Source organism: Sporosarcina sp. P18a (genome assembly GCF_002743135.1).
In the GTDB taxonomy this organism is placed as follows: Bacteria; Bacillota; Bacilli; order Bacillales_A; family Planococcaceae; genus Sporosarcina.
Genome location: NZ_PDYQ01000001.1, coordinates 1,327,838 through 1,348,214 on the forward strand (window position 1 = coordinate 1,327,838; position 20,377 = coordinate 1,348,214).

A 20,377-nucleotide genomic window follows, 5' to 3' on the forward strand; every position below is an offset into this window, starting at 1 on the left:
CAGATTATCATGGCTTTAATGAAAAACCTGTCGGGCTTTGGTTTGTTTCCAATAAAAACTTCGACATATTTTTAAATGCGTATAGTCATCACGGGATGGTGAAATCAAAAAAGCTTCCCGCATGAGAATTTCATCTCTTGCGGGAAGCTAGTTCTATTTATTATTTACGACGCGTACGATTACGTAAGAACGTAGGGATATCCAGTTGTTCTTCGTGCTGATGCTGATTAACCTGTGGCTGTCTTGGCTCAGCTTGTTGTTCGTAACGTGGTTGCTCTTCATACCTGCTTTGTGTTGGCGGTTGCTGTTGTACAGGTCGTTGTGGACGAACGCCCCCCGTTACACCAGCACCACGTTGTCTTGATGGAGCTAATTGTTCTTCGTTAAATCCTGTCGCGATGACTGTTACGATGATTTCATCTTTCAAATCGTCGTTGATGACAGAACCGAAGATCATGTTAACGTTTTCGTCTGAAGCAGTGGCAACAATATCAGCCGCTTCCTGTACTTCAAACAAGCTCAAGTTCGAGCCACCTGTTATATTCATTAGGACACCTTTGGCTCCATCGATTGATGTTTCAAGCAATGGACTAGAAATAGCTTTTTTCGCTGCTTCCGCTGCACGATTTTCACCGGTAGACATACCGATACCCATCAATGCAGAACCTTTGTTGTACATAATTGTTTTCACGTCAGCAAAGTCGAGGTTGATCAATCCAGGTACTGCAATCAAATCCGAGATACCTTGAACACCTTGGCGCAATACATTGTCAGCTTCTCTAAACGCTTCAAGCATAGGAGTGTTTTTATCTACAATCTCTAGCAACTTGTCATTCGGAATAACAATTAGCGTATCGATTGCTTCTTTCATGCTTGCAATACCGCCAGCTGCCGAAGTAGATCTCTTTCTTCCCTCAAAAGTGAACGGACGTGTGACCACGCCTACTGTTAATGCACCAATATCTTTGGCGATTTGAGCAATAACTGGTGCTGCACCCGTACCCGTTCCGCCTCCCATACCAGCTGTAACGAAGACCATATCTGCTCCACGTAAAGCTTCTTCGATCTGCTCTTTACTTTCTTCAGCTGCTTTTTTACCTACTTCAGGGTTAGCGCCAGCGCCTAGTCCTCTAGTCAGCTTTTCACCGATTTGTAGTTTGATTTCAGCCGATGATAATTTCAATGCTTGAGCATCCGTGTTAACCGCGATAAACTCTACGCCTTGCACTCCATGTTCAATCATACGGTTTACCGCATTGTTTCCGCCGCCGCCCACTCCAATAACTTTAATTACCGCTAATGCATCTATGTTCGTCTCAAATTCAAGCATTGATTTTCCTCCTCTAAATTATCTGCAATTCCCCGTCTAACATAATGTTTTACTCAAAGAAATTGTCGAATACTTTTTTAGCGCGTTTCATGAATCCTTGACCTTTTTCTTTCTTCGGTTTAACTGGCCGAGCTACAGGTTCCGCAACTTCATAAATGGAATCTGGCGTTTGAGGTGCCCCAACCTGCTCTTCTTCATAACCGAAGAACACATCTTCCATATACGCATAGCGAATCAAGCCAACCGCAGTAGAGTACATTGGCTCACGGACACCAATATATTCTGGTGTGTACAATCTAGCTCTTGTTTTAAAGACATCACGAGCCAACTGTAAAATTCCGTCCAGTTTAGCCGTACCGCCTGTGATGACGATACCTCCAGGCAAGTCACGGATGCCTGTTGCATACAAATCTTCGAGAATCAATTCGAACAATTCTTCAAGACGTGAACCGATAACATCAGAGATATATCGCTGGCTATATTGATCTTTTGCATCTGACCCTACTACTGGTACTTCAAATAATTCTTCGTCTGAAGCATCATCATAATAGGCATGTCCATACTGATGCTTAATCATTCTTGCTTGTTCTGTAGGTGTTTTTAAGACGATCGACAGGTCTTTTGTAATATGGTCTCCGCCAACAGGTAATACAGATGTACTAATCAAACGATTTTCGGCAAACACCGAAACCGTAGTTGATCCTCCGCCAATATCAATAAAGGCAGTTCCATGATACATTTCATCTTCGGATAATGCGAATGTACCTGCCGCTAATGGCTGCAAATAAATTTCGCGTATTTGTAAACCAGCTTTTTCTACACAGCGTAAAATGTTATGTAGTTGAGTTTTGGACGTCGTAATTAACGTTGCGTCCATTTCCAATCTTACTCCCATCATACCACGGGGATCTGTGATTTCATCATAATCATCGACAATAAATTGCTTTGGCACTAAATTGACGAATTCTCTTTCGGGTGGAACATTCATTACTTGTGATGACTTCATAACTCTTTCTAGGTCATCATCTGTGATTTCACGATTTTCAGAGTTCACTGCCACAACGCCTTTGACGTTTTGGAACTGGACGCCATTTGCAGGTATGCCAAGAACTACTTCTTCAATTTTCAAGCCTGTCATTCTTTCAGCCTGTTCAATCGCTTTACGGATTGACTGGACAGTGGCATCAATATCAATAATTGTTCCTTTGCGAATTCCAGCAGATTGAACATTTCCTACACCGATTACATGCAGGGCATTTTGATCCATCTCCCCAATTAAGACTTTAATTGTGGATGATCCTATATCAAGTGATACGTAATGATTTGATTTACTCAATTATTGACACCTCCTTAATGTAACTAGTAACTTCCATTCTATTGTATTATGACTGCTTTGTCTAAATATTTTCAACACCCTCTTCTAAAAACATGTAATATTACGTATTTGTGTCGGAATTTTTGTTTCTCCCCGTCCATTTTGCGAGCAGGATTCTTCTGATGACCGCGATGTTTTGGAATAATCGTACACCAAAAGCGAAAACTGCTGCCAAATATAAATCAACACCTAAGTGTACACCAATAAAAGCAAGTGCTGCTGCCAAAAGTATATTGAAGAAAAATCCGCTGACGAATATTCGATCGTCATACACTTGCTGAAGATAGGCTCTGATTCCACCAAATAGTGTATCAAATGCAGCGAGAATCGCAATAGTTAAATAGTTATTATAAACTTGCGGGATCTGTATATCCGAGAGCAAACCTAGTGAAACGCCAAGGAGGAGCCCAAGTAAGGGTAGCCACATATTGTCATTACTCCTTTGTTTGTTCTTTTAAAAATCGATTTTCAAAACCGCCCGTCCAGCCTTGTAACGTAATACGGTCCGTTGGTTCACTAATGGTCAAAATTAAGTCGTCCAAATAAAATTCATCTTGAATAGTAGTTGTCAATAATTGATTATACAACTCTTCACTTGCTTCCTTCGAAGGAGAAACGACTTTAATATTGAAAGGTGGTGTAGAAACCACTTCCCCACTGACTGTCAGATTACCATTGATATCCCGAATCCAACTCAATGTAGTAAAGCGTTTGCCGTCAATCTCCAACTCATTACCTTGTTGTTGATTCACCACATTAATAAACCAAGCCAGCAGTTCAGATGATACTGGCTTTATTTCATAACCAAGCGCAATACTTTCTGGAGATGGCGCGACTTTTATTACAAATCCTGGACCAGTGGTCGGCATGAATCCCGCTTGTTTATACAATTTATCCAATGTATCTTGCAACACATTTGCTGCATTCGCTTCGGGTGATGCGTTATAAGCAGCAAGCGTCTGGTCAATTCCTCTGATTTCTTCTAAAAGTTCAGAGTGGATTTTCTTTTCACTTGATAATTCTTTACGTATAGCCCATAAATCTCGTGTGTCTCGCGGAGATGTGGTATTCATCGTGTTATATTGTAAAGCCAATACAAATCCCACTATACCGAGAATCAACGTGAACTTCCAGTGTGTTTTTTGCTTCACTCTACCCCCCCCCACAATCCCTCATACTTCGTCACGAATCGCAGGTAGTTGAACTTCCTTCATTTCTTCTAATGTGACGACGATATTATCTCTCAACAAGCCATCTATAACACTGCCTTTTAAATGTAGCGCCGGTGATAGCACTTTCGGATCTCCTACTGCTTCTATAATAAAAGGTGCTGGAAACATTCTACCATCAACCATAATAACAGGGCCTGTACATTTTATGTACGAATTCGAATTAATCCGTTGCCCGTTGATTGTCATTCCTTGCGCACCTGCGATTTTCAATTCATTGATTACACGTAAAACGTGACTCTCATGGACGATATAATCATTCGGATTTTGTATTGAAGGATCATAGTCCGCATCTTCCAATGTCACTTTTATCCCCGCACCTTTTGACGGTATATCGCCAAGCAATAATCGTAAATCTCGTGCTTTTTCTACAAGGACCGCATGATTTTTTTCTTTGTCGGAGAAATCCTGTTCAAACGAATGCACTTTTTTCTGTTTCTCTAGTAATTCATTCGTCAATTCCTTATTTCTTTCTTGCTGTTCGATTAAATCCGCCCTATACTGTTCTTCTTGCTGAAATAAATTGGTTTGCTCTAAATCCAGCATTTGTTGCTTACTGCCAATTGTACGGTAGGAAAACGCAAGCATGAAGCCTAGGACTAGAAATACGATGGATAGCACTAATTGCTTGCCGCGTTTCTCTCTAGTTTTCTTCAGTTTTTTGCTCACTTTCTTCCTCCTTATTCGTTTCTACATCGACCGGTTTATTTTTTGTTGCATTTGACTCTTCAGTAGGCTGTGGGATCTCCACATCTATCGGTACTGGTTCTTTGTAGAAATCTGTATAGGTTTTAAAGTACACGCCAATTTCAATATCTAGAACGCCTTTTTCTTCTTTAGGCAATTGAGCGATGATATCCGGATAGTAGGACATTTTATCAGCAAAACCTAGAATTACCGCATGAACTTCATATCCATCACTCATAAATACGTCAATTTTTTCTTCTCCTTGATAACGAAGCTCTGACAGGAGTTCGAAAACTGTACTATCCATCATTTGTAGTTCATTGATCATTCGTTCCGTCACTTCAGGATCGGTAAAACCTGATAGAATGGGGGCATGCGAAAGGATATCTGGATCGGTAGTTTCTAAGCGTTCACCATTTTCCAACAATAGATCATATTGTCCTTTATTCTCTATAAAGGCAACCGGTTCCCATTCTGTAACATGAATAGAAACATCATTATAAAAATCACGGTTCACCTGAGCATCCTTCACGCCAGGAATTTTCTTGATATTTTTTTCTATATCTTTAGCACGGAACCCCCATAGTGATTGCCCCTTATACAATCCACTCTGATCTTTATACTCCTCACCTTCGTGTAAAACAGTCTCATTAATGGATATATTCGAAACATCGCTTAATGAAGATTGGAAATACAACAAGGCAAGAAGAACAAGGACGAATATCACGACTAGCAAAAGAAAGCTCATATTGGCCTTTCTTCTGCGTTTTTTACGCATGGATGGAATCCGATCTTCAATATCTATTATTTTTTCCACATCCTATTCTCCCTTCATCCTGCCCTTTTATTCGCAGAGTAGTGTAAAATTGTTCCAACGGCAAGCCAAGTGGTCAACAGCGAGGATCCTCCATAACTAATGAAAGGCAACGTCACCCCTGTCACAGGCAGCAAACCTGAAACGACTCCCATATTTAAAAACGTTTGGAAAGTTACCATGGACACCATACCGGTGACAATTAAAAAAGAATTCCAGTTGTTCAGCCGAATCGCTATGCCGAATGCAGAAGCGAACAACAAGATAAACAGCAATACGATAGACGCTGCCCCAATAAAGCCAATTTCCTCCGCAATGATTGAAAAGATAAAGTCATTTTGAGGTTCAGGCAAGTACAAAAACTTTTGACGACTATTCCCGAAGCCGTGACCGAATAATCCGCCTGGGGCAATTGCAAATAAGGATTGAATACTTTGAAATCCCGTACCGAGAGGGTCATTCCACGGATCAATGTAGGATTTAATTCGATCCAAACGATACGGTGCAGCTAGAATGAGTGCGATAAAAGCACCGATTCCTGAAACGAAAAGAAAGATAAAGAATGACAATGGATAGCCCGCCAAGAAAAGAATGACAAAAGCAGACACGATCATGATGACGGCCGATCCGAGGTCTGGTTGCAACATAATCAAAGTGGCAGGTAATAAAATCCAGGCAAAATGTTGCCATTGCCAAGACTTTTCTTTATGCTTCTTCATACCGCTGGCTAACTTCCCAAGTAAAGCCACCTTCACGAATTCTGCCGGTTGTAAACTGATCGGACCGAACGCGATCCAGCTTTGAGAACCATTTCTCACCGCTCCAATACCTGGGATCAATACAGCTATCAACATAAGGATTGAAGCGATATAGCAATACGTCCAGAATTTGGGATGTGATGTTAACGGACTTTTGACTAGCACATAAGCAACTGCCAAGGAAATAATCATATAAATGCCTTGCTTGACAATAAACGGAGAAGAATCTTGATAATGAACTTCTCCCCAATAAGATCCTGCCGATTGTACAAAAACTAATCCAATCAAAGACAATAGTAAGGCGGTTGTCAAAAAGATTATTCGGTAGGTTCTCTCCAGCGTTCGCATCCTTCCTCAAGTTAATCAGTCAGTTCTTCATTTTACTCACAAACTATTACAACGAATTTACAATTTCATAACAGCATCAATAAATTCGTCGCCTCGAATTTCAAAGTTCTTGTATTGATCCCAACTTGCACAACTAGGCGACAATAAAATCACATCGTCTTCACAACTGCATGCATACGCCTGCTCAACAGCCTCCTGCATAGTCGATGCCTGTGCCGTCTCCGTTACACCACAAGACTTCGCAAACTCTGCAAAACGCTCTGCTGTCTCCCCTATCGTCACGGCAGCGCGGACATTTTTCATAAACGGTCGTAATTCTTCAAATGAATGCCCTCTGTCAAGTCCACCCGCAATCAAAACGATTGGCTTCTTAAATGAGGAAAGCGCACTTTTTGTCGCTAATGTATTCGTCGCTTTCGAATCATTGTATATGGTACGACTGTTCACTTCACGAACGAATTGCATACGGTGGCGAACACCAGTGAAAGAACTTAAGACATTTTCTATCGCTGTTTTTTCACACCCTGACAATATGGCCGCTGCTGTTGCTGATAAGATATTCTCTAAATTATGGCGACCCGGTAATTTAATATATTTAATTTCTATGAAAGGTTCACCAAGCCAATAAATCCAGTCTTCATCTGCCGAGATACCCTCATTGGTTTTTCCAAGTACTGTGAAAGGAACTTTTTGAGCTTCAAATGATTCTACCGATTCTTTGATTAACTTTTGATCCGCATTAAAAATCAAGTATTCTTCCGAAGTTTGATTGCGAGCCATTTGCAATTTTGCATCCAAATACTCTTGCATCGTTCCATGATAATCCAAGTGCGCTTCATATAAATTCGTAAATATTGCAATTCGCGGTGCAAAGCTTTCTGTTCCAGCTAATTGGAATGAAGAAGCTTCGAGTACGATTACTTCATTCGCATGGGCTTTTTCCGCCACTGTACAAGAAACCGTTCCAATATTGCCGGCAATCAACGGTTTTTTCTTTGCCATATTGAGCATGTGATAAAGCAATGTGGTGGTTGTGGTTTTACCGTTTGAACCCGTAATGGCAATAATCGGTGCTTCACTGAGAATACCTGCTAATTCCACTTCGGTCCAAATCGGGATCTGTTGCTCAACAGCACTCGCTACCAACGAATTACTATAAGGAATCCCCGGATTCTTCACGATGAAGTCGAAATTCCGTTCTAGTAAATCACTTGGATGTCCCCCACCAATAACTTCAATTCCTTCGGTTTGAAGTTCCATTGCCTCTTCATTGCCTTCTAGCGGTTTAGAGTCATTAACCACAACTTCTGCACCTAAACGATGAAGCAAACCAGCTGCTGCCACTCCACTCTTCGCAAGACCAATTACAAGTACTCTTTTTCCTATGAATTGTTCTGTATTCTTCATCTACATGACCTCCAAGAAGACCGGTACGAGGGCAGCAAGCAATGCCACACCCCAGAACACAATCACTACTTTCCATTCCGACCAGCCTGATAATTCAAAGTGATGATGAATAGGACTCATTTTAAAGACGCGTTTTCCAGTCATTTTAAAGCTGATGACTTGAATGATGACAGATAGCGTTTCTACTACAAATACAATTCCGATGATCAACAACAATAATTCTTGTTTGATTAATACCGAAATCATAGCGAGTGCGCCACCTAGTGCCAATGAACCTGTGTCCCCCATAAATACTTTTGCTGGTTTGATATTGAATAATAAAAAGCCAAGCATTGCACCTGCTACTACAAATGCAAATAACGCGATATCGTTTTGCTCATACGCTAAAGCAAATACCCCAAATGCAGAGAATGCTATAGTTGATGTACCACCAACCAGACCATCCAAGCCATCCGTTAGGTTCACGGCGTTTGAAAAACCTACAAGCCAAAAGACCAAAAATGCCACATAAAACACACCTAAATCTATTCCAATTTCTGTGAAAGGAATCATTACGCTAGTTTCGAATGGTCCTAGTTTCAGTAAGAAAAAGGCGACAATCGCAATGATAATCTGACCGATTAATTTCTGAAGTGATGTCAACCCTAAGTTGCGCTTCGCCACGATGATAATAAAGTCATCTAGGAAGCCGATGATTCCGAAACCAACCAGCACGATCAATAACACAATCGTATGAGTAGTTAATGTGTCGTTTATGTAAGATAAAGTGAGTGTTGAAATCCATATGGAAAGAAGGAAGATTAGCCCGCCCATCGTAGGCGTACCCGCTTTCTTTAAATGTGCTTGCGGGCCCTCTTCCCGTATGCTTTGACCAAATTTCAACCTTCTAAGTAATGGGATGATGATCACCCCGATAATCGCTGATACGAAAAATGCGACAGCGATTATCGTGACTGTGGTGCCGAGTGTCATGTCAAGTTCTCCTTCTACTATCAATTGCGTGTCAGTGAAGCACTGCTATTCTGTGTACAAATGAATCGTGTCTTCCACGGTCATCAAAGTATGGGGAGCAGGCAACTGTCGAATGACTTTCTTGCCTTTTCCATGCCACTTAACTTTGAACGTGTAATTTTGTGACAGTAATTCTTTTTCATTCATTCCAAGTAAATCGGGTGAACGGAATGTAATCGCGTCTCCCCATCGGTATTCTTTTTCCAACTGTTCTTTTCTTCTTTCAATATTAGCAATTGGAGCGATTTCTTCAATAATCCGTCCGACAATTGGCGCAGCGATGACTCCTCCGAATTGAATGGAATTCTTTGGACTATCAATAGCTAGATATACGAGCAGTTCCGGATCATCTGCAGGCGCAAAACCAATGAAGGAGACGATATAATCACCATCTTTATAGCGACCATTCTCTACCTTCTGTGCTGTCCCTGTTTTACCGCCGATCCGAAGTCCATCCGCAAATGCATTACGCCCCGATCCATTTGCTACAACCGATTCAAGCGCATGCCGCACTTTAGCTGATGTCTCCTCGCTAATTACTTGTCTTTTTAATTCAGGTTCGAATTCTTTTAACGTTTTGCCTTCAGAATCCTTTATCGATTTGACGATATAGGGCTTATAGAGTTTACCGCCATTAATTGCTGCGGCAACTGCTTGCACTTGTTGGATGGGCGTGACTGAGATTCCTTGCCCGAACGCAGTGGTTGCCTGCTCTACCGGTCCAAATGCTTCTTTGGAAAACAAAATACCTTTCGATTCTCCAGCAATGCCTGACTCTGTCGAGCTACCAAAACCGAATTCACGAATATAGCGATCTAATCTTTCACTACCGAGTCGCTGCCCCATCGTAATGAAACCAGGGTTACATGAGTTTTCTACAACTTCTAAAAACGTTTGATCTTTATGTCCTTCTCGTTTCCAACACCGTAATCTAGCGTTTGCAACGACTTTATAACCAGGGTCATAAAAGTTTTCATTCTCCAAGTCGATGACGTCTTCTTCCAAACTTGCCGCCAAGGTAAGAATTTTGAATGTGGAACCTGGCTCGTATGTCATCCATACAGGCAAGTTCCGGTTATAGATAGTGGAATCCGCTGATTGGTATTCCCGTGGATCAAAACCAGGGACGGAGGCCAGTGACAATAATTCGCCCGTTTTCGGATTCATTATGATAGCCAGTGCCTGTGTTGCATCATACTTCTCCATTGCTTGGATCAGTTCGCGTTCCACAATTTGGTGCATCTTCAAATCGATAGTTAGTTCCAAGGTGGATCCATTTTTTCCATGTTCAAAACTATCCTCTACATGAGGCAATGCAATTCCTTTGGCATCCGTGAACAGTCGCACTTTGTCCCCTGTTCCGTTTAAAATTTCATCATACGCATACTCAATACCCGCCAAGCCGTTGCCATCATAGCCAGTAAAACCGATTAAACGTGCCAACAGATCGTCATATGGATAATGGCGGACGAAATCTACACCTACATACAAGCCAGCTACTTGTAGTTTAGTAATTTCATCTCCCTGCTCCTTCGTGATGTTTTTTCCTTCCGGAGCTAATTTCACCATATAGGTTTTTTTCTTCAGTTTTTCTTCTAACGTTTCCGGTGGCATGTTAAGGATTTTGGCAATTGCAGGTATGTCGCTAGAAATGTCAGGATTTTGAGCTGGCATGAAGTACAGTGTGGGTGCTAGTTTATTACCAACAATCAACTTACCGCTTCGGTCCGTAATATTTCCACGCATGGCACCAAAAGGAATTTCGATGTCCCAATTTTCTTCTGCTTTTTCGGTCAGCCACTCATGCTTGACGATTTGGACATGAAATAGTTTTCCTATGACAAGTAATAGACAGATAAGAAAGCCTAGGAAGACTGCACGTAAACGTTTTTTGGACTGCATATCAATAAATGAACGCAATGACTCACTACCTTTTTTCTATTAAGGTATGCTGTGAAATCATGCGCTATTCATTAGCCTCCCATGATTTGCACTTCTTCGTTCTGTTCCTTATCTTCATTACTTTTCTTTTTATTATACTGCTGTTCAGGCGTCCGAAGTTCAACAACAATCGGATCTTTTTTGTTTACTACTGTTCCTTCTGTTACGCTTTGTCCCACAACGTAACCTTCTCCGTTGATTCGAATGTCTAACTTCGAAAGGTTCATAAATGAGAGCACCACTTTTTTAGACCAACCTGTCATATCCGGGAATGTCGTATCCCCTTTTGTTTCCAACAAGATAATTGAATCCTCCGGTAATTTCGTGTCGGCTTTTGGTATTTGTTTCGTTACTTTGCCACCTTCTCCGATTAATACAGTTTGGAAACCATCTTCCACCGCTAGTGAAGCTGCTGTTTCCGCGTCTTCTCTTTCATAATCCCCAACTTTTTTGACAGGAATCACTTGTTCATCATCAGGAGCAATGTTCAAATATTTTAAGCTGTTTTCCATAATGGGATTAAACACTTTGGATACAGGATCAGACCCTTGTTCACCAGCTTTTAATTTAGGTTGCTGAACAGTTACATAAATCAGAAGCTGCGGATCATCAATCGGTGCCATTCCAAGGAACGAATATAAATAGTTCCCGGGGCCAGACATATACCCTTTTCCATCTGTTTTGGGAAGTTCCGCCGTACCTGTTTTACCGCCTACTGCATAATTTTCAAGATGATACTTTTGTGCAGTACCATTTTCTGATGTCACTGTTGTCGCAAGGATTTCTCGCACTTCTTTGGCTGTTGCTGCGGAAATCGGTGTTCCACTTTCTTCAGGTTCATGATTCTCCAGCACTTCTTTTGTATTCGGATCAATGATTTGGTCAATTACATATGGTTTCATCATGACACCGTTATTCGCAATAGCAGAAGCAGCCTGTATCATTTGTAATGGTGTAACTGTAGAACCTTGCCCATAGGAAGTCGTTAGTCGTTCAGCCGGATAATTGTCGAGTACTACACCTGCCGCTTCATTCGGCAAATCAATTCCAGTTTGTTTACCAAAGCCAAACTTATGAACATATTCAATGAATTTCTGATCGCCGATTCTTTCCAGAAGGTATGCCATTCCCACGTTAGAGGAGCGTTGCAACCCTTCCATAAACGTAATCGTACCCCAACCGTCTACATTCACATCTCTGATCACTCGGTCATAGATCCGATAAGAGCCAGATTTGAAGTAATCGTCCGGTGCCCATTTACCTTCTTCTACTGCAGCAGCCAATGTGAACATCTTCATAGGGGAACCTGGTTCAATCGTCTGTTCAACTGCATCATTCAACCAGTTTTCCGTCAGACCCTCTCGCGTCATCGGGTTAAATGTCGGTCGCTGACTCATTGCCAGGATTTCACCGGTTTTAGGATTAGATACGAGAACCATCATTTTCTTTGGAGAATACTCCTCTTCAACTTGATCCATTGCTTCTTCTACAAAGTTACTGATCGTCTTGTCCAAAGTAAGCTTAATCGTCTGGCCATCTTTGGGTTCTGTAATTTGTTTGCTAGCTGTGGGCAATAAATATCCCCAACCATCCGATTGATAATTTACTTTTCCATCGATACCAGTTAGTTGCTCATTATATGTTTTCTCAAGCCCCATTTTCCCTTTGGTGACGGTAAGATTGTTTTCCAATTCTTCTTTTTGAGCAAAGCCCACTAAGTAAGATGCGAATCGACCGTTAGGATAGAATCGTTTTTTACCTTCCACAAACAAAATACCCGATAATTTTTTTCTATCGAGTTCTTCCTTCATTTTCAAAACCGTTTCACGGTTCAGATCTTTACCCGCATGTCCAAACTCAATTTGCCACGCGCCTTCTCTAGCATTTTTCATTTTATCGTAAATTTCACGTTCTTTTAAAGGTAAATACTTAGCCAGTACTTTAGCCGTCTCTTTATAATCAACAACATGATATTTTCTTTTGCTGTTTTTACTAGCCGCTTCATTGAGAACAGCAACTACATGATAACTTAACGTATCCGATGCAATCGGCACATCGTTTCGATCTACAATTGCCCCGCGGCTTGCTTGTAAGACTGCATGTTTTTCATATTGGTTCGAGGCGATTTTCGCTAACTCTTTACCATCAACTTGGCCCGTCATTTGAATAAATAGGATTCTGCCGAATAATATGAAAAAGAGCCCTCCGAATACTACAAACATTAGAAAGGCTCCCCATTGAAAGCGAAACTTCTTCATCGTCCTGGTACGACCTTTACGTTACTTTCGTTAAGGTTCAAACCACTCTCTTGTGCTTTTTTCCAAATACGTTCGTACGTGGATTTGTCACTTACTTGAATGGACAATTCAGTATTCTGTTTTGCAGTATCTTCAATTTCGGAATTCATCAACTGCACTTCTTTATTTACAGCGTTTATATCTGAATGTGTCTGTAAAAGCATTGAAGAAGATCCAATTGTAAATGCCGCAAATAAAGTAAACAATATCTTTTCACCCTTAGAAAAACGTTTTTTTACACGACGGACAACCTGCGGCTGATTTAAGTCTGTATGTTGTTCTATCTCCGGTGTCAGTGACGTATTAAGGTTCCGTTGTTCTAGTCCCATTGCTCTATTCCCCTTTTCTAATTTCTCTCTATAATTCGTAATTTCGCTGATCTAGCACGTTTATTATGCTTTATTTCTTCATCTGTAGGGATGACCGGCTTTCGTGTAATAAGACGGAATTCCGGATCCATGCCCTCAGGTATAATTGGTAAGTTTGGCGGCAACTCCGGCATGGAAGATGCTTCCTTAAAAATAGTTTTACATAAGCGGTCTTCAAGTGAATGGAAGGTAATTACGCTAATCCGACCATTTTCACGCAATAACGTGAGTGCATCGGTCAAAGATTGTTCAGCTGCTCCCAACTCATCATTTACCGCAATTCGTATAGCCTGAAACACACGTTTCGCGGGGTGACCTCCGGTTCTTCTCGCAGCGGCCGGAATACCCATCTTAATAAGCTCAGCCAGTTCACCTGTTGTACGGATAGGCGCATTAGCGCGTGCTTCTTCAATTTTGCGAACGATTTGTTTCGAGAACTTTTCTTCACCATAGCGGAAGAATATTCTGACCAAATCTGAATACGACCATTCATTGACTACTTCAAAAGCTGTCAATGGTGCAGAGGTATCCATACGCATATCTAGCGGTGCATCATGATGGTAACTGAAGCCTCGCTCCGGTGTATCCAATTGCGGAGATGAAACTCCTAGGTCATATAAAATCCCATCTACATGAGAGATTCCCAATTTCGCTAATTCACTTTTCAAGTCTTTAAAGTTCGCATGGACGAAGTGTACTTGTGCAGTATAGTTTGATAGTTTTTTTTGTGCTGCTTCAATAGCTGTCATATCTTGGTCGAAGCAAATTAGTTGTCCTTCGGATGATAGAAGTTTGACAATTTCTTCACTGTGACCTGCACCACCAAGTGTGCAGTCCACGTAAATGCCATCTTCTTTTACATTCAAGCCTTCAACGGCTTCATGTAGTAATACTGTCGTGTGGTTAAACATGGTTATTCCGCCTGCTTTCAAAATTCAAAATCAATAAGGTTTTCTGCAATGTCATTGAATGATTCTTCAGATTCCTCGTAATACGCTTCCCATAGTTCTGTAGACCAGATTTCAATCCGGCTGGATACGCCGATAATCATACAGTCCTTTTCAATCTTCGCGAATTCTAGTAGGTTTGCGGGTATATTTACCCTCCCCTGCTTATCGAGATTCGCTTCGCTTGCTCCTGAGAAGAAAAAACGAGTGAATGCTCGTGCATCTCTTTTTGTAACCGGCAATGCTTTCAATTTTTCTTCAAGCTTTTGCCATTCATCCAGTGGATATCCAAACAAGCAATTATCTAGTCCACGGGTTAAAATAAAGCCTTCTGCCAATTGCTCCCGAAATTTTGAAGGAACGATCAGTCGACCTTTTATATCGATTGAATGCTGATACTCACCCATGAACATATAATTCACCCCACTGTATGAAATAATGTACCACATCCCCCCACTTTCCTCCACCCACTACACCATTTTTCTTCGCATAATTTTTAAAATGTGTCAATAGTACTTCTTTCTAATTTATTTTCTCTTCTGTATCCCGAAAAAACTACTTTTTTCGCAATTTTCTCAAGTTAGCACCTTTGAGAATGTTCACTATCAATTGGAAAGTCTACAAGTGAGTACGAAGGCTGGAAGCTGTCGTTAGAGTTGCTTTTTGTCTGCCGAGAAAGCGGAGTGGACTACAGATCTTTTATTGAAGTTAGTATGGGGGATTGTGTTGCATTTAAACTTATCTACGTTCAATTTTACATTCAGTTCATCCGAAAAAAGCGAAACATAAGAGGAGTATCACTTAGACGATTAATTCTCTGCGATATTCCGGAAATACATCACCTCTGAAACGACAATCCCTACCACAACAAATTTGCTTACCAATCTTTTACACACAAACAAAACCCGCCATGTATAGAACGAATGACGGGTTTGAGTGGTTTCTTATAAAAAGACTAACTGATGCGATCCATTACACGTATAAGGTTGTTTCAGTAGCTCGTCAATCAACCCTTCACCGAATTGGTTCATATAAAAGTATGGCGAATAGAGACGCTCTTGCAGGGAGCCTTCCGGAAATAGCTGTTCCGAAATAATCTTAAAACGTTCATATTGCACGTGGTTCTTAAGCAAAATCGACTGCTCTTTTTTCCTCTGTAAATATTCAAACTGACTATTATGGAATTGCAAGTTTTTATCGAGCAATTGTAGCAGTCCCGGATCTGTCGCTTCTAGATGTGATTGCAATAGTTCGTACTGCATTTGTAATTGATTCTTCGTTTCTGCCAACAAACGATCGAATTGCTCATCTCGCTGTTGTTCTTGCCATTTTTCCAGTAGTTCCGGTAGTTCGTAATTCATTACTTGATTCATTGTAGTACCCGTAAGCTTTAACGCTTCCTGAACTTGCCTAGTGACCAAAGTAATTGAAAGCCTTGGTACGACTACCGGCATATTGATTCCCATTATGTGAAATGCCTCTTTTAATAAAGACCAATATGCTATTTCTCCAGGTCCACCGACAAATGCCAATACTGGAAATATGAGATCTTGCATAATGGGTCTTGTGGCTACATTGTTACTAAGCAACCATGGCTCATTTTTCGCAATAATATGCATTTCTTGTTCTGTAAAAGATACACCTACTTGTTCATTAATGAATTTGCCATCTTTTCTTCTGAGTAGTACCCTACCTGTATCATGAACATAAAACAGATTGGCATCCTGTTCTTCCGATTCGATGGGCTTTGCATGACCATACGTGTGAAGCTGTTGTTCTGCATAGTAAATGCTTTTCGCCATTGCTTCCGTATTTTCAATCATCTGTGAGAAATAAGGTGACTCCAATTGACGCAATGGCTTATAAGCTGCGTCCATAAATAATAATCCATGCGCAGTAAATAGGTTATTCATTAATGAAGTGAAGAAATCTGTGAAATTCTGTTGTTGTTCTACGGTTTGTAGCACATCACGCAACAATTTTTGCGTATAAGATGTCTCTCCATAACTTTTAAAAATCTTTCTAATATACACGGTCATTTCTTTTTGATCGTACTGTGTGTCTGAGGCCATCGTTTTTAAAATGGTCGGCTGTTTAAACTGCCGCTTCATTGCTTTTCCTGCCTCCGCAGTATATGTATGATTGATTTCGTTAATATCATGATCTTCCCCAGCAATCCAAAACACTGGCACTACAGGTTTGCCTAATTCTTTTCGTTGTTTTTGTGCCAATAAAACCACGGATATAGCTTTATGAACAGAATATAAAGGTCCTGTCAAAACCCCTGCTTGCTGTCCACCAATTACTACCAACGCATCTTCAGAAAGCTCTTGAATATATCGTGCAGCCAAGTCTGATATTCCAAATGGCTTCATATAATTTTCTACAGTAGCAGCCAGCTGTTCTCTTTGAAAAGAACGTCGTTGTAATTCTGCCGCTCTTTCTTCATACCCTATAGGTGTTATTTCATATTCAAAAAATTTATGGAAAAATTGTGGATCGTGACGATACGCTTCCATCAATTTATTCTTTTTCGGCAACTCCATTGTGTCCAAGTCCATCTCACAAACTCCTTTTTGTACCATACTACAGCCAGTATATCACCTCATCCGATCAGGTTGAATAGATACGCTTATGAGGACTCATTAGTTCACGTAGCGGATGATCTGCACTGTAATTCCGGTAATGAACAGTAGAAAGTATGCTGTTGTTAAGAGTAGAAAATACGCTCTCCACGTTCTGCGTAATACCCAAGACGTCCGAAACTCTTTTTCCCTCGAACGTTCTATTACTGCAAACCCGATAGCAACCAAACACAATATTCCGATTAACAAAATGGGAAGCCAAGCATCCCAAATTGCACGAATCAAAATCAAAACGGTGAGTACCATAAACGGCGTAGTCCAGTCTACTGCCCAACCGATCCTCTTCTTCTTAGGTAACCCTATTTTCTTTGCAACGATAATTAATACAACTAAAATTATAAAAGGGAACAATAATAACGCTCCAAGTATATTCGTCAACATCCGCCACATTCACTCCTGTTTATTCCAAGCAGTGTAGTCTCAAGTATTTGCAAAAAGGGAGCATTGCCGCCTTTTTGATTAATTTCTTTCAACACTGCCGTTAAAATAGTTTCAATTTCCATATTCCGACCCTTTATTCTATCTACCAGCATAGAAGATTGATTGTCGGCTGTTCTACGGCATACCTCTTCTATATCGTCATAACTCAATAGATCGCTATACTCTTCAAAGTTATTGAGCAACTCTTCACATAGCTGACGGAATAATAAATGGAAGTAGGGATTTTCTAATAACTGTCCATTCCTAATTTCCAATAATGCTGTTAGTGGGTTGATCGCACAATTGATTAGGACTTTACGAAATAATAACTGTTTTGCATTTCGTTGTGTAGTAATGGGAAAATTATGTGGATCTATTTCTTGCATCCACTGTATGGTGGGAGCAATCTTTTCATTTTCCACGATGTTAATAGGTCCAATACCATTATGCGATACTGTCCGATCATTTATTCTCTTTGCACCATGCTCGACCGTCGCGAACGACACATGTCCAAGTGGATACTGCTCAATCAGCGATAGATGCCCAATTCCATTTTGAATGAATAATAAATCCGGTTGTATAGGTAGAGCGCTGATTTCGGATAATACAGCGTGTAACGCATCATACTTGACAGCAATAATCCATAATGCGTCTAACGGCAACTCTTTAATATGTATGGTTGAATCTACTTCATATGTAAAGTTTTCTGGCTCTCTTACTAGACCACTACGTAAGTGTTTTACTTGCTCCTCACGTCTTACCCAAAAGATGACATTTGCCTGGTGTTGAGCTAAATAGGAACCAATTAATAACCCAATGGATCCTGCTCCTACCACTACAAATCGCATAGTTTTCCTCCTTAAAAAAGAGACCCAGTGAAGGCGTCTCTGTTGGTACATTTTATTATACAGGATAGACAGGATGTTTTCTCGAAGAATTCACAATTTTTTTCGTTTTATAATATTCGAATCTTTCAGCAAGCACTGACCGTAGATTATGAGGTGCAACGATTTCATCAATGATAAGTTCCGAAGCCATTTTATAGACATCGATTTCTTCTTTATATTCTAGCTGTTTCTCCTTTATAAATGCAATACGCTCTTTCGGGTCCGCAATGGCTTCGATTTTATTCGAATATACCGCATTGACAGCTGCTTCAGGACCCATTACAGCGATTTGCGCAGTCGGCAACGCAATACAGACATCCGGCTCGAATGCAGGACCTGCCATCGCGTACAGTCCCGCTCCGTATGCTTTACGTACAATAACTGAAATTTTTGGTACAGTGGCGGAACTCATTGCCATAATTAGCTTGGCTCCATGACGAATAATACCTTGTCGTTCCACTTTCGTCCCAATCATGAACCCTGGCACATCCGCAAGGAACAGCAACGGAATAGAGAAAGCATCACATAATGTAATGAACTTCGTTACCTTATCCGCTGAGTCCACAAACAGCACGCCCCCCTTTACTTTGGGCTGATTGGCAATGATTCCAACAGGACGTCCGTCAATACGTGCAAGTGTAGTGATGACTTCCCGCGCAAACAACTTCTTGATTTCGAACAAGCTACCGTTATCCACTAATTGATCGATCGCCTCATACATATCGAAAGGAGCATTTTGATTTTCGGGAATGATTTCTTCCAACGAACGACCTTCCTTTACCCCACGGGGTTCCGCTATTCTAGTAGACTCTTCAAAGTTCGCTGGGAAGTAGGATAGATACCTACGCGCTTCTACAATCGCTTGCTCTTCAGTATTTACTAGCACATCCCCACATCCACTTACCGTACAATGCATGCGTGCGCCACCCATTTCTTCTAGCGTCACTTTCTCACCTATAACTTTTTCAGCCATTCTTGGTGAACCTAAATACATCGAGGCATTGCCTTCTACCATGATGACAATATCACAGAAAGCAGGAATATAGGCACCACCAGCCGCAGAGGGACCGAATAAAAGACATACTTGTGGGATGACACCCGATAAACGTACTTGATTATGGAAAATACGACCGGCTCCACGACGATTCGGGAACATGTCTAGCTGATCTGTAATACGTGCACCTGCAGAATCCACTAAATATAGCAATGGCACACGAAGCTTTTCGGCTGTTTCTTGAATGCGGATAATCTTCTCTACCGTTCTTGCACCCCAAGAACCCGCTTTAACTGTAGAATCGTTAGCCATAACGCAAACCGTTTGACCGTTGATTTTCCCAGTGGCTGTAACCACTCCATCAGCAGGTAGATCTTTCGCTTCACAGTTTGCAAATTTTCCATCCTCAGCATACTTACCGTCATCAAATAAAAGGCGTAATCGTTCTCTGACGAATAATTTACCCTGCTCTTCCAATTTTTCATGATATTTTTCTGCACCACCCGCCATAACATGGGCAGTGATTTTTTGAAGTTTTTCATTATACGTGGTCTTTGTTGATTCGTTTGTCAAGGAACGTCCCTCCTTTCATTACGATTGAATGGAAACTAACACTTCATCTTCATCTACAAAATCACCTTCAGCACCGTGGATCTTACTTATCGTTCCATCCACTTCAGCTTCTAGCGGAATCTCCATCTTCATGGATTCCAAAATGACGACAACTTGTCCCTTTGTCACAGGATCTCCTTCTTTTACTTCAATTTGAAATATCGTACCTGCCATAGTGGCTTTTACATCTTGCATACAATCACTCCTCACATTTCGAATGCAAACACTCGCTGAAAATAACTTCTTTATAGATAGTGTATCTTATCTATGAAACCGTTTTCAAGTACATTTTAAACAGTCCCGATAG

At 40.9% G+C, this 20,377-nt stretch carries 19 protein-coding genes; all 19 read right to left on the reverse strand.

Features of this window, described 5'->3' with window-relative positions; translation table 11 throughout:
• Positions 1–160: 160 nt before the first annotated feature.
• Positions 161–1,330 carry a cell division protein FtsZ gene (gene ftsZ / locus CSV75_RS06750; RefSeq protein ID WP_099630852.1) on the reverse strand — a complete coding sequence of 390 codons (1,170 nt, stop codon included), beginning with the start codon at positions 1,328–1,330 and terminating at the stop codon, positions 161–163.
• 49 nt (positions 1,331–1,379) lie between these two features.
• Positions 1,380–2,597: a cell division protein FtsA gene (ftsA, locus tag CSV75_RS06755; RefSeq protein ID WP_369802722.1), complete on the reverse strand. Its 1,218-nt coding sequence runs from the start codon at positions 2,595–2,597 to the stop codon at positions 1,380–1,382.
• A gap of 169 nt (positions 2,598–2,766) precedes the next feature.
• Complete coding sequence (locus CSV75_RS06760; protein ID WP_099630850.1) at positions 2,767–3,132, reverse strand: small basic family protein; 366 nt, start codon at positions 3,130–3,132, stop codon at positions 2,767–2,769.
• 7 nt (positions 3,133–3,139) lie between these two features.
• Complete coding sequence (locus CSV75_RS06765; RefSeq protein ID WP_099675179.1) at positions 3,140–3,856, reverse strand: DUF881 domain-containing protein; 717 nt, start codon at positions 3,854–3,856, stop codon at positions 3,140–3,142.
• 21 nt (positions 3,857–3,877) lie between these two features.
• Positions 3,878–4,603: a DUF881 domain-containing protein gene (locus CSV75_RS06770; protein ID WP_099675180.1), complete on the reverse strand. Its 726-nt coding sequence runs from the start codon at positions 4,601–4,603 to the stop codon at positions 3,878–3,880.
• Complete coding sequence (locus CSV75_RS06775; RefSeq protein ID WP_099675181.1) at positions 4,578–5,438, reverse strand: cell division protein FtsQ/DivIB; 861 nt, start codon at positions 5,436–5,438, stop codon at positions 4,578–4,580. The genes CSV75_RS06770 and CSV75_RS06775 overlap by 26 nt, the downstream gene beginning before the upstream one ends.
• Before the next feature lie 14 nt (positions 5,439–5,452).
• The gene (ftsW, locus tag CSV75_RS06780; RefSeq protein ID WP_099630846.1) at positions 5,453–6,541 is read right to left on the reverse strand and encodes a putative lipid II flippase FtsW; all 1,089 of its coding nucleotides are present in this window, start codon (positions 6,539–6,541) and stop codon (positions 5,453–5,455) included.
• Positions 6,542–6,598: 57 nt separating this feature from the next.
• Complete coding sequence (gene murD, locus CSV75_RS06785; RefSeq protein ID WP_099675182.1) at positions 6,599–7,948, reverse strand: UDP-N-acetylmuramoyl-L-alanine--D-glutamate ligase; 1,350 nt, start codon at positions 7,946–7,948, stop codon at positions 6,599–6,601.
• A complete protein-coding gene (mraY, locus tag CSV75_RS06790; RefSeq protein ID WP_099675183.1) occupies positions 7,949–8,920 on the reverse strand; it encodes a phospho-N-acetylmuramoyl-pentapeptide-transferase in 972 nt (323 codons plus the stop codon).
• A gap of 45 nt (positions 8,921–8,965) precedes the next feature.
• Entirely contained in the window at positions 8,966–10,861 is a 1,896-nt protein-coding gene (locus CSV75_RS06795) for a penicillin-binding transpeptidase domain-containing protein (protein ID WP_099631024.1), read from the reverse strand.
• Positions 10,862–10,932: 71 nt separating this feature from the next.
• Positions 10,933–13,122 carry a penicillin-binding transpeptidase domain-containing protein gene (locus tag CSV75_RS06800; protein WP_233191597.1) on the reverse strand — a complete coding sequence of 730 codons (2,190 nt, stop codon included), beginning with the start codon at positions 13,120–13,122 and terminating at the stop codon, positions 10,933–10,935.
• Between the two features lie 32 nt (positions 13,123–13,154).
• Positions 13,155–13,526 (reverse strand): cell division protein FtsL, encoded by a 372-nt coding sequence (gene ftsL, locus CSV75_RS06805; protein WP_099671918.1) that lies wholly within the window; start codon positions 13,524–13,526, stop codon positions 13,155–13,157.
• A 17-nt stretch (positions 13,527–13,543) separates the two neighbouring features.
• A complete protein-coding gene (gene rsmH / locus CSV75_RS06810; protein WP_099675185.1) occupies positions 13,544–14,476 on the reverse strand; it encodes a 16S rRNA (cytosine(1402)-N(4))-methyltransferase RsmH in 933 nt (310 codons plus the stop codon).
• Between the two features lie 17 nt (positions 14,477–14,493).
• Positions 14,494–14,925: a division/cell wall cluster transcriptional repressor MraZ gene (gene mraZ, locus CSV75_RS06815; protein ID WP_099631023.1), complete on the reverse strand. Its 432-nt coding sequence runs from the start codon at positions 14,923–14,925 to the stop codon at positions 14,494–14,496.
• A gap of 531 nt (positions 14,926–15,456) precedes the next feature.
• Complete coding sequence (gene bshC / locus CSV75_RS06820) at positions 15,457–17,073, reverse strand: bacillithiol biosynthesis cysteine-adding enzyme BshC (protein WP_158231616.1); 1,617 nt, start codon at positions 17,071–17,073, stop codon at positions 15,457–15,459.
• Positions 17,074–17,157: 84 nt separating this feature from the next.
• The gene (locus CSV75_RS06825; RefSeq protein WP_158231617.1) at positions 17,158–17,538 is read right to left on the reverse strand and encodes a DUF3397 family protein; all 381 of its coding nucleotides are present in this window, start codon (positions 17,536–17,538) and stop codon (positions 17,158–17,160) included.
• Positions 17,532–18,425, reverse strand: coding sequence for a ketopantoate reductase family protein (locus CSV75_RS06830; protein WP_158231618.1), 894 nt, complete (start codon positions 18,423–18,425; stop codon positions 17,532–17,534). Before CSV75_RS06830 ends, CSV75_RS06825 begins: the two co-directional genes overlap by 7 nt.
• Before the next feature lie 55 nt (positions 18,426–18,480).
• Positions 18,481–19,968, reverse strand: a complete 1,488-nt coding sequence (locus CSV75_RS06835) for an acyl-CoA carboxylase subunit beta (protein WP_099675350.1) — start codon at positions 19,966–19,968, stop codon at positions 18,481–18,483.
• A gap of 81 nt (positions 19,969–20,049) precedes the next feature.
• The gene (locus tag CSV75_RS06840; protein WP_099630838.1) at positions 20,050–20,265 is read right to left on the reverse strand and encodes an acyl-CoA carboxylase biotin carboxyl carrier protein subunit; all 216 of its coding nucleotides are present in this window, start codon (positions 20,263–20,265) and stop codon (positions 20,050–20,052) included.
• Between the last annotated feature and the right edge of the window lie 112 nt (positions 20,266–20,377).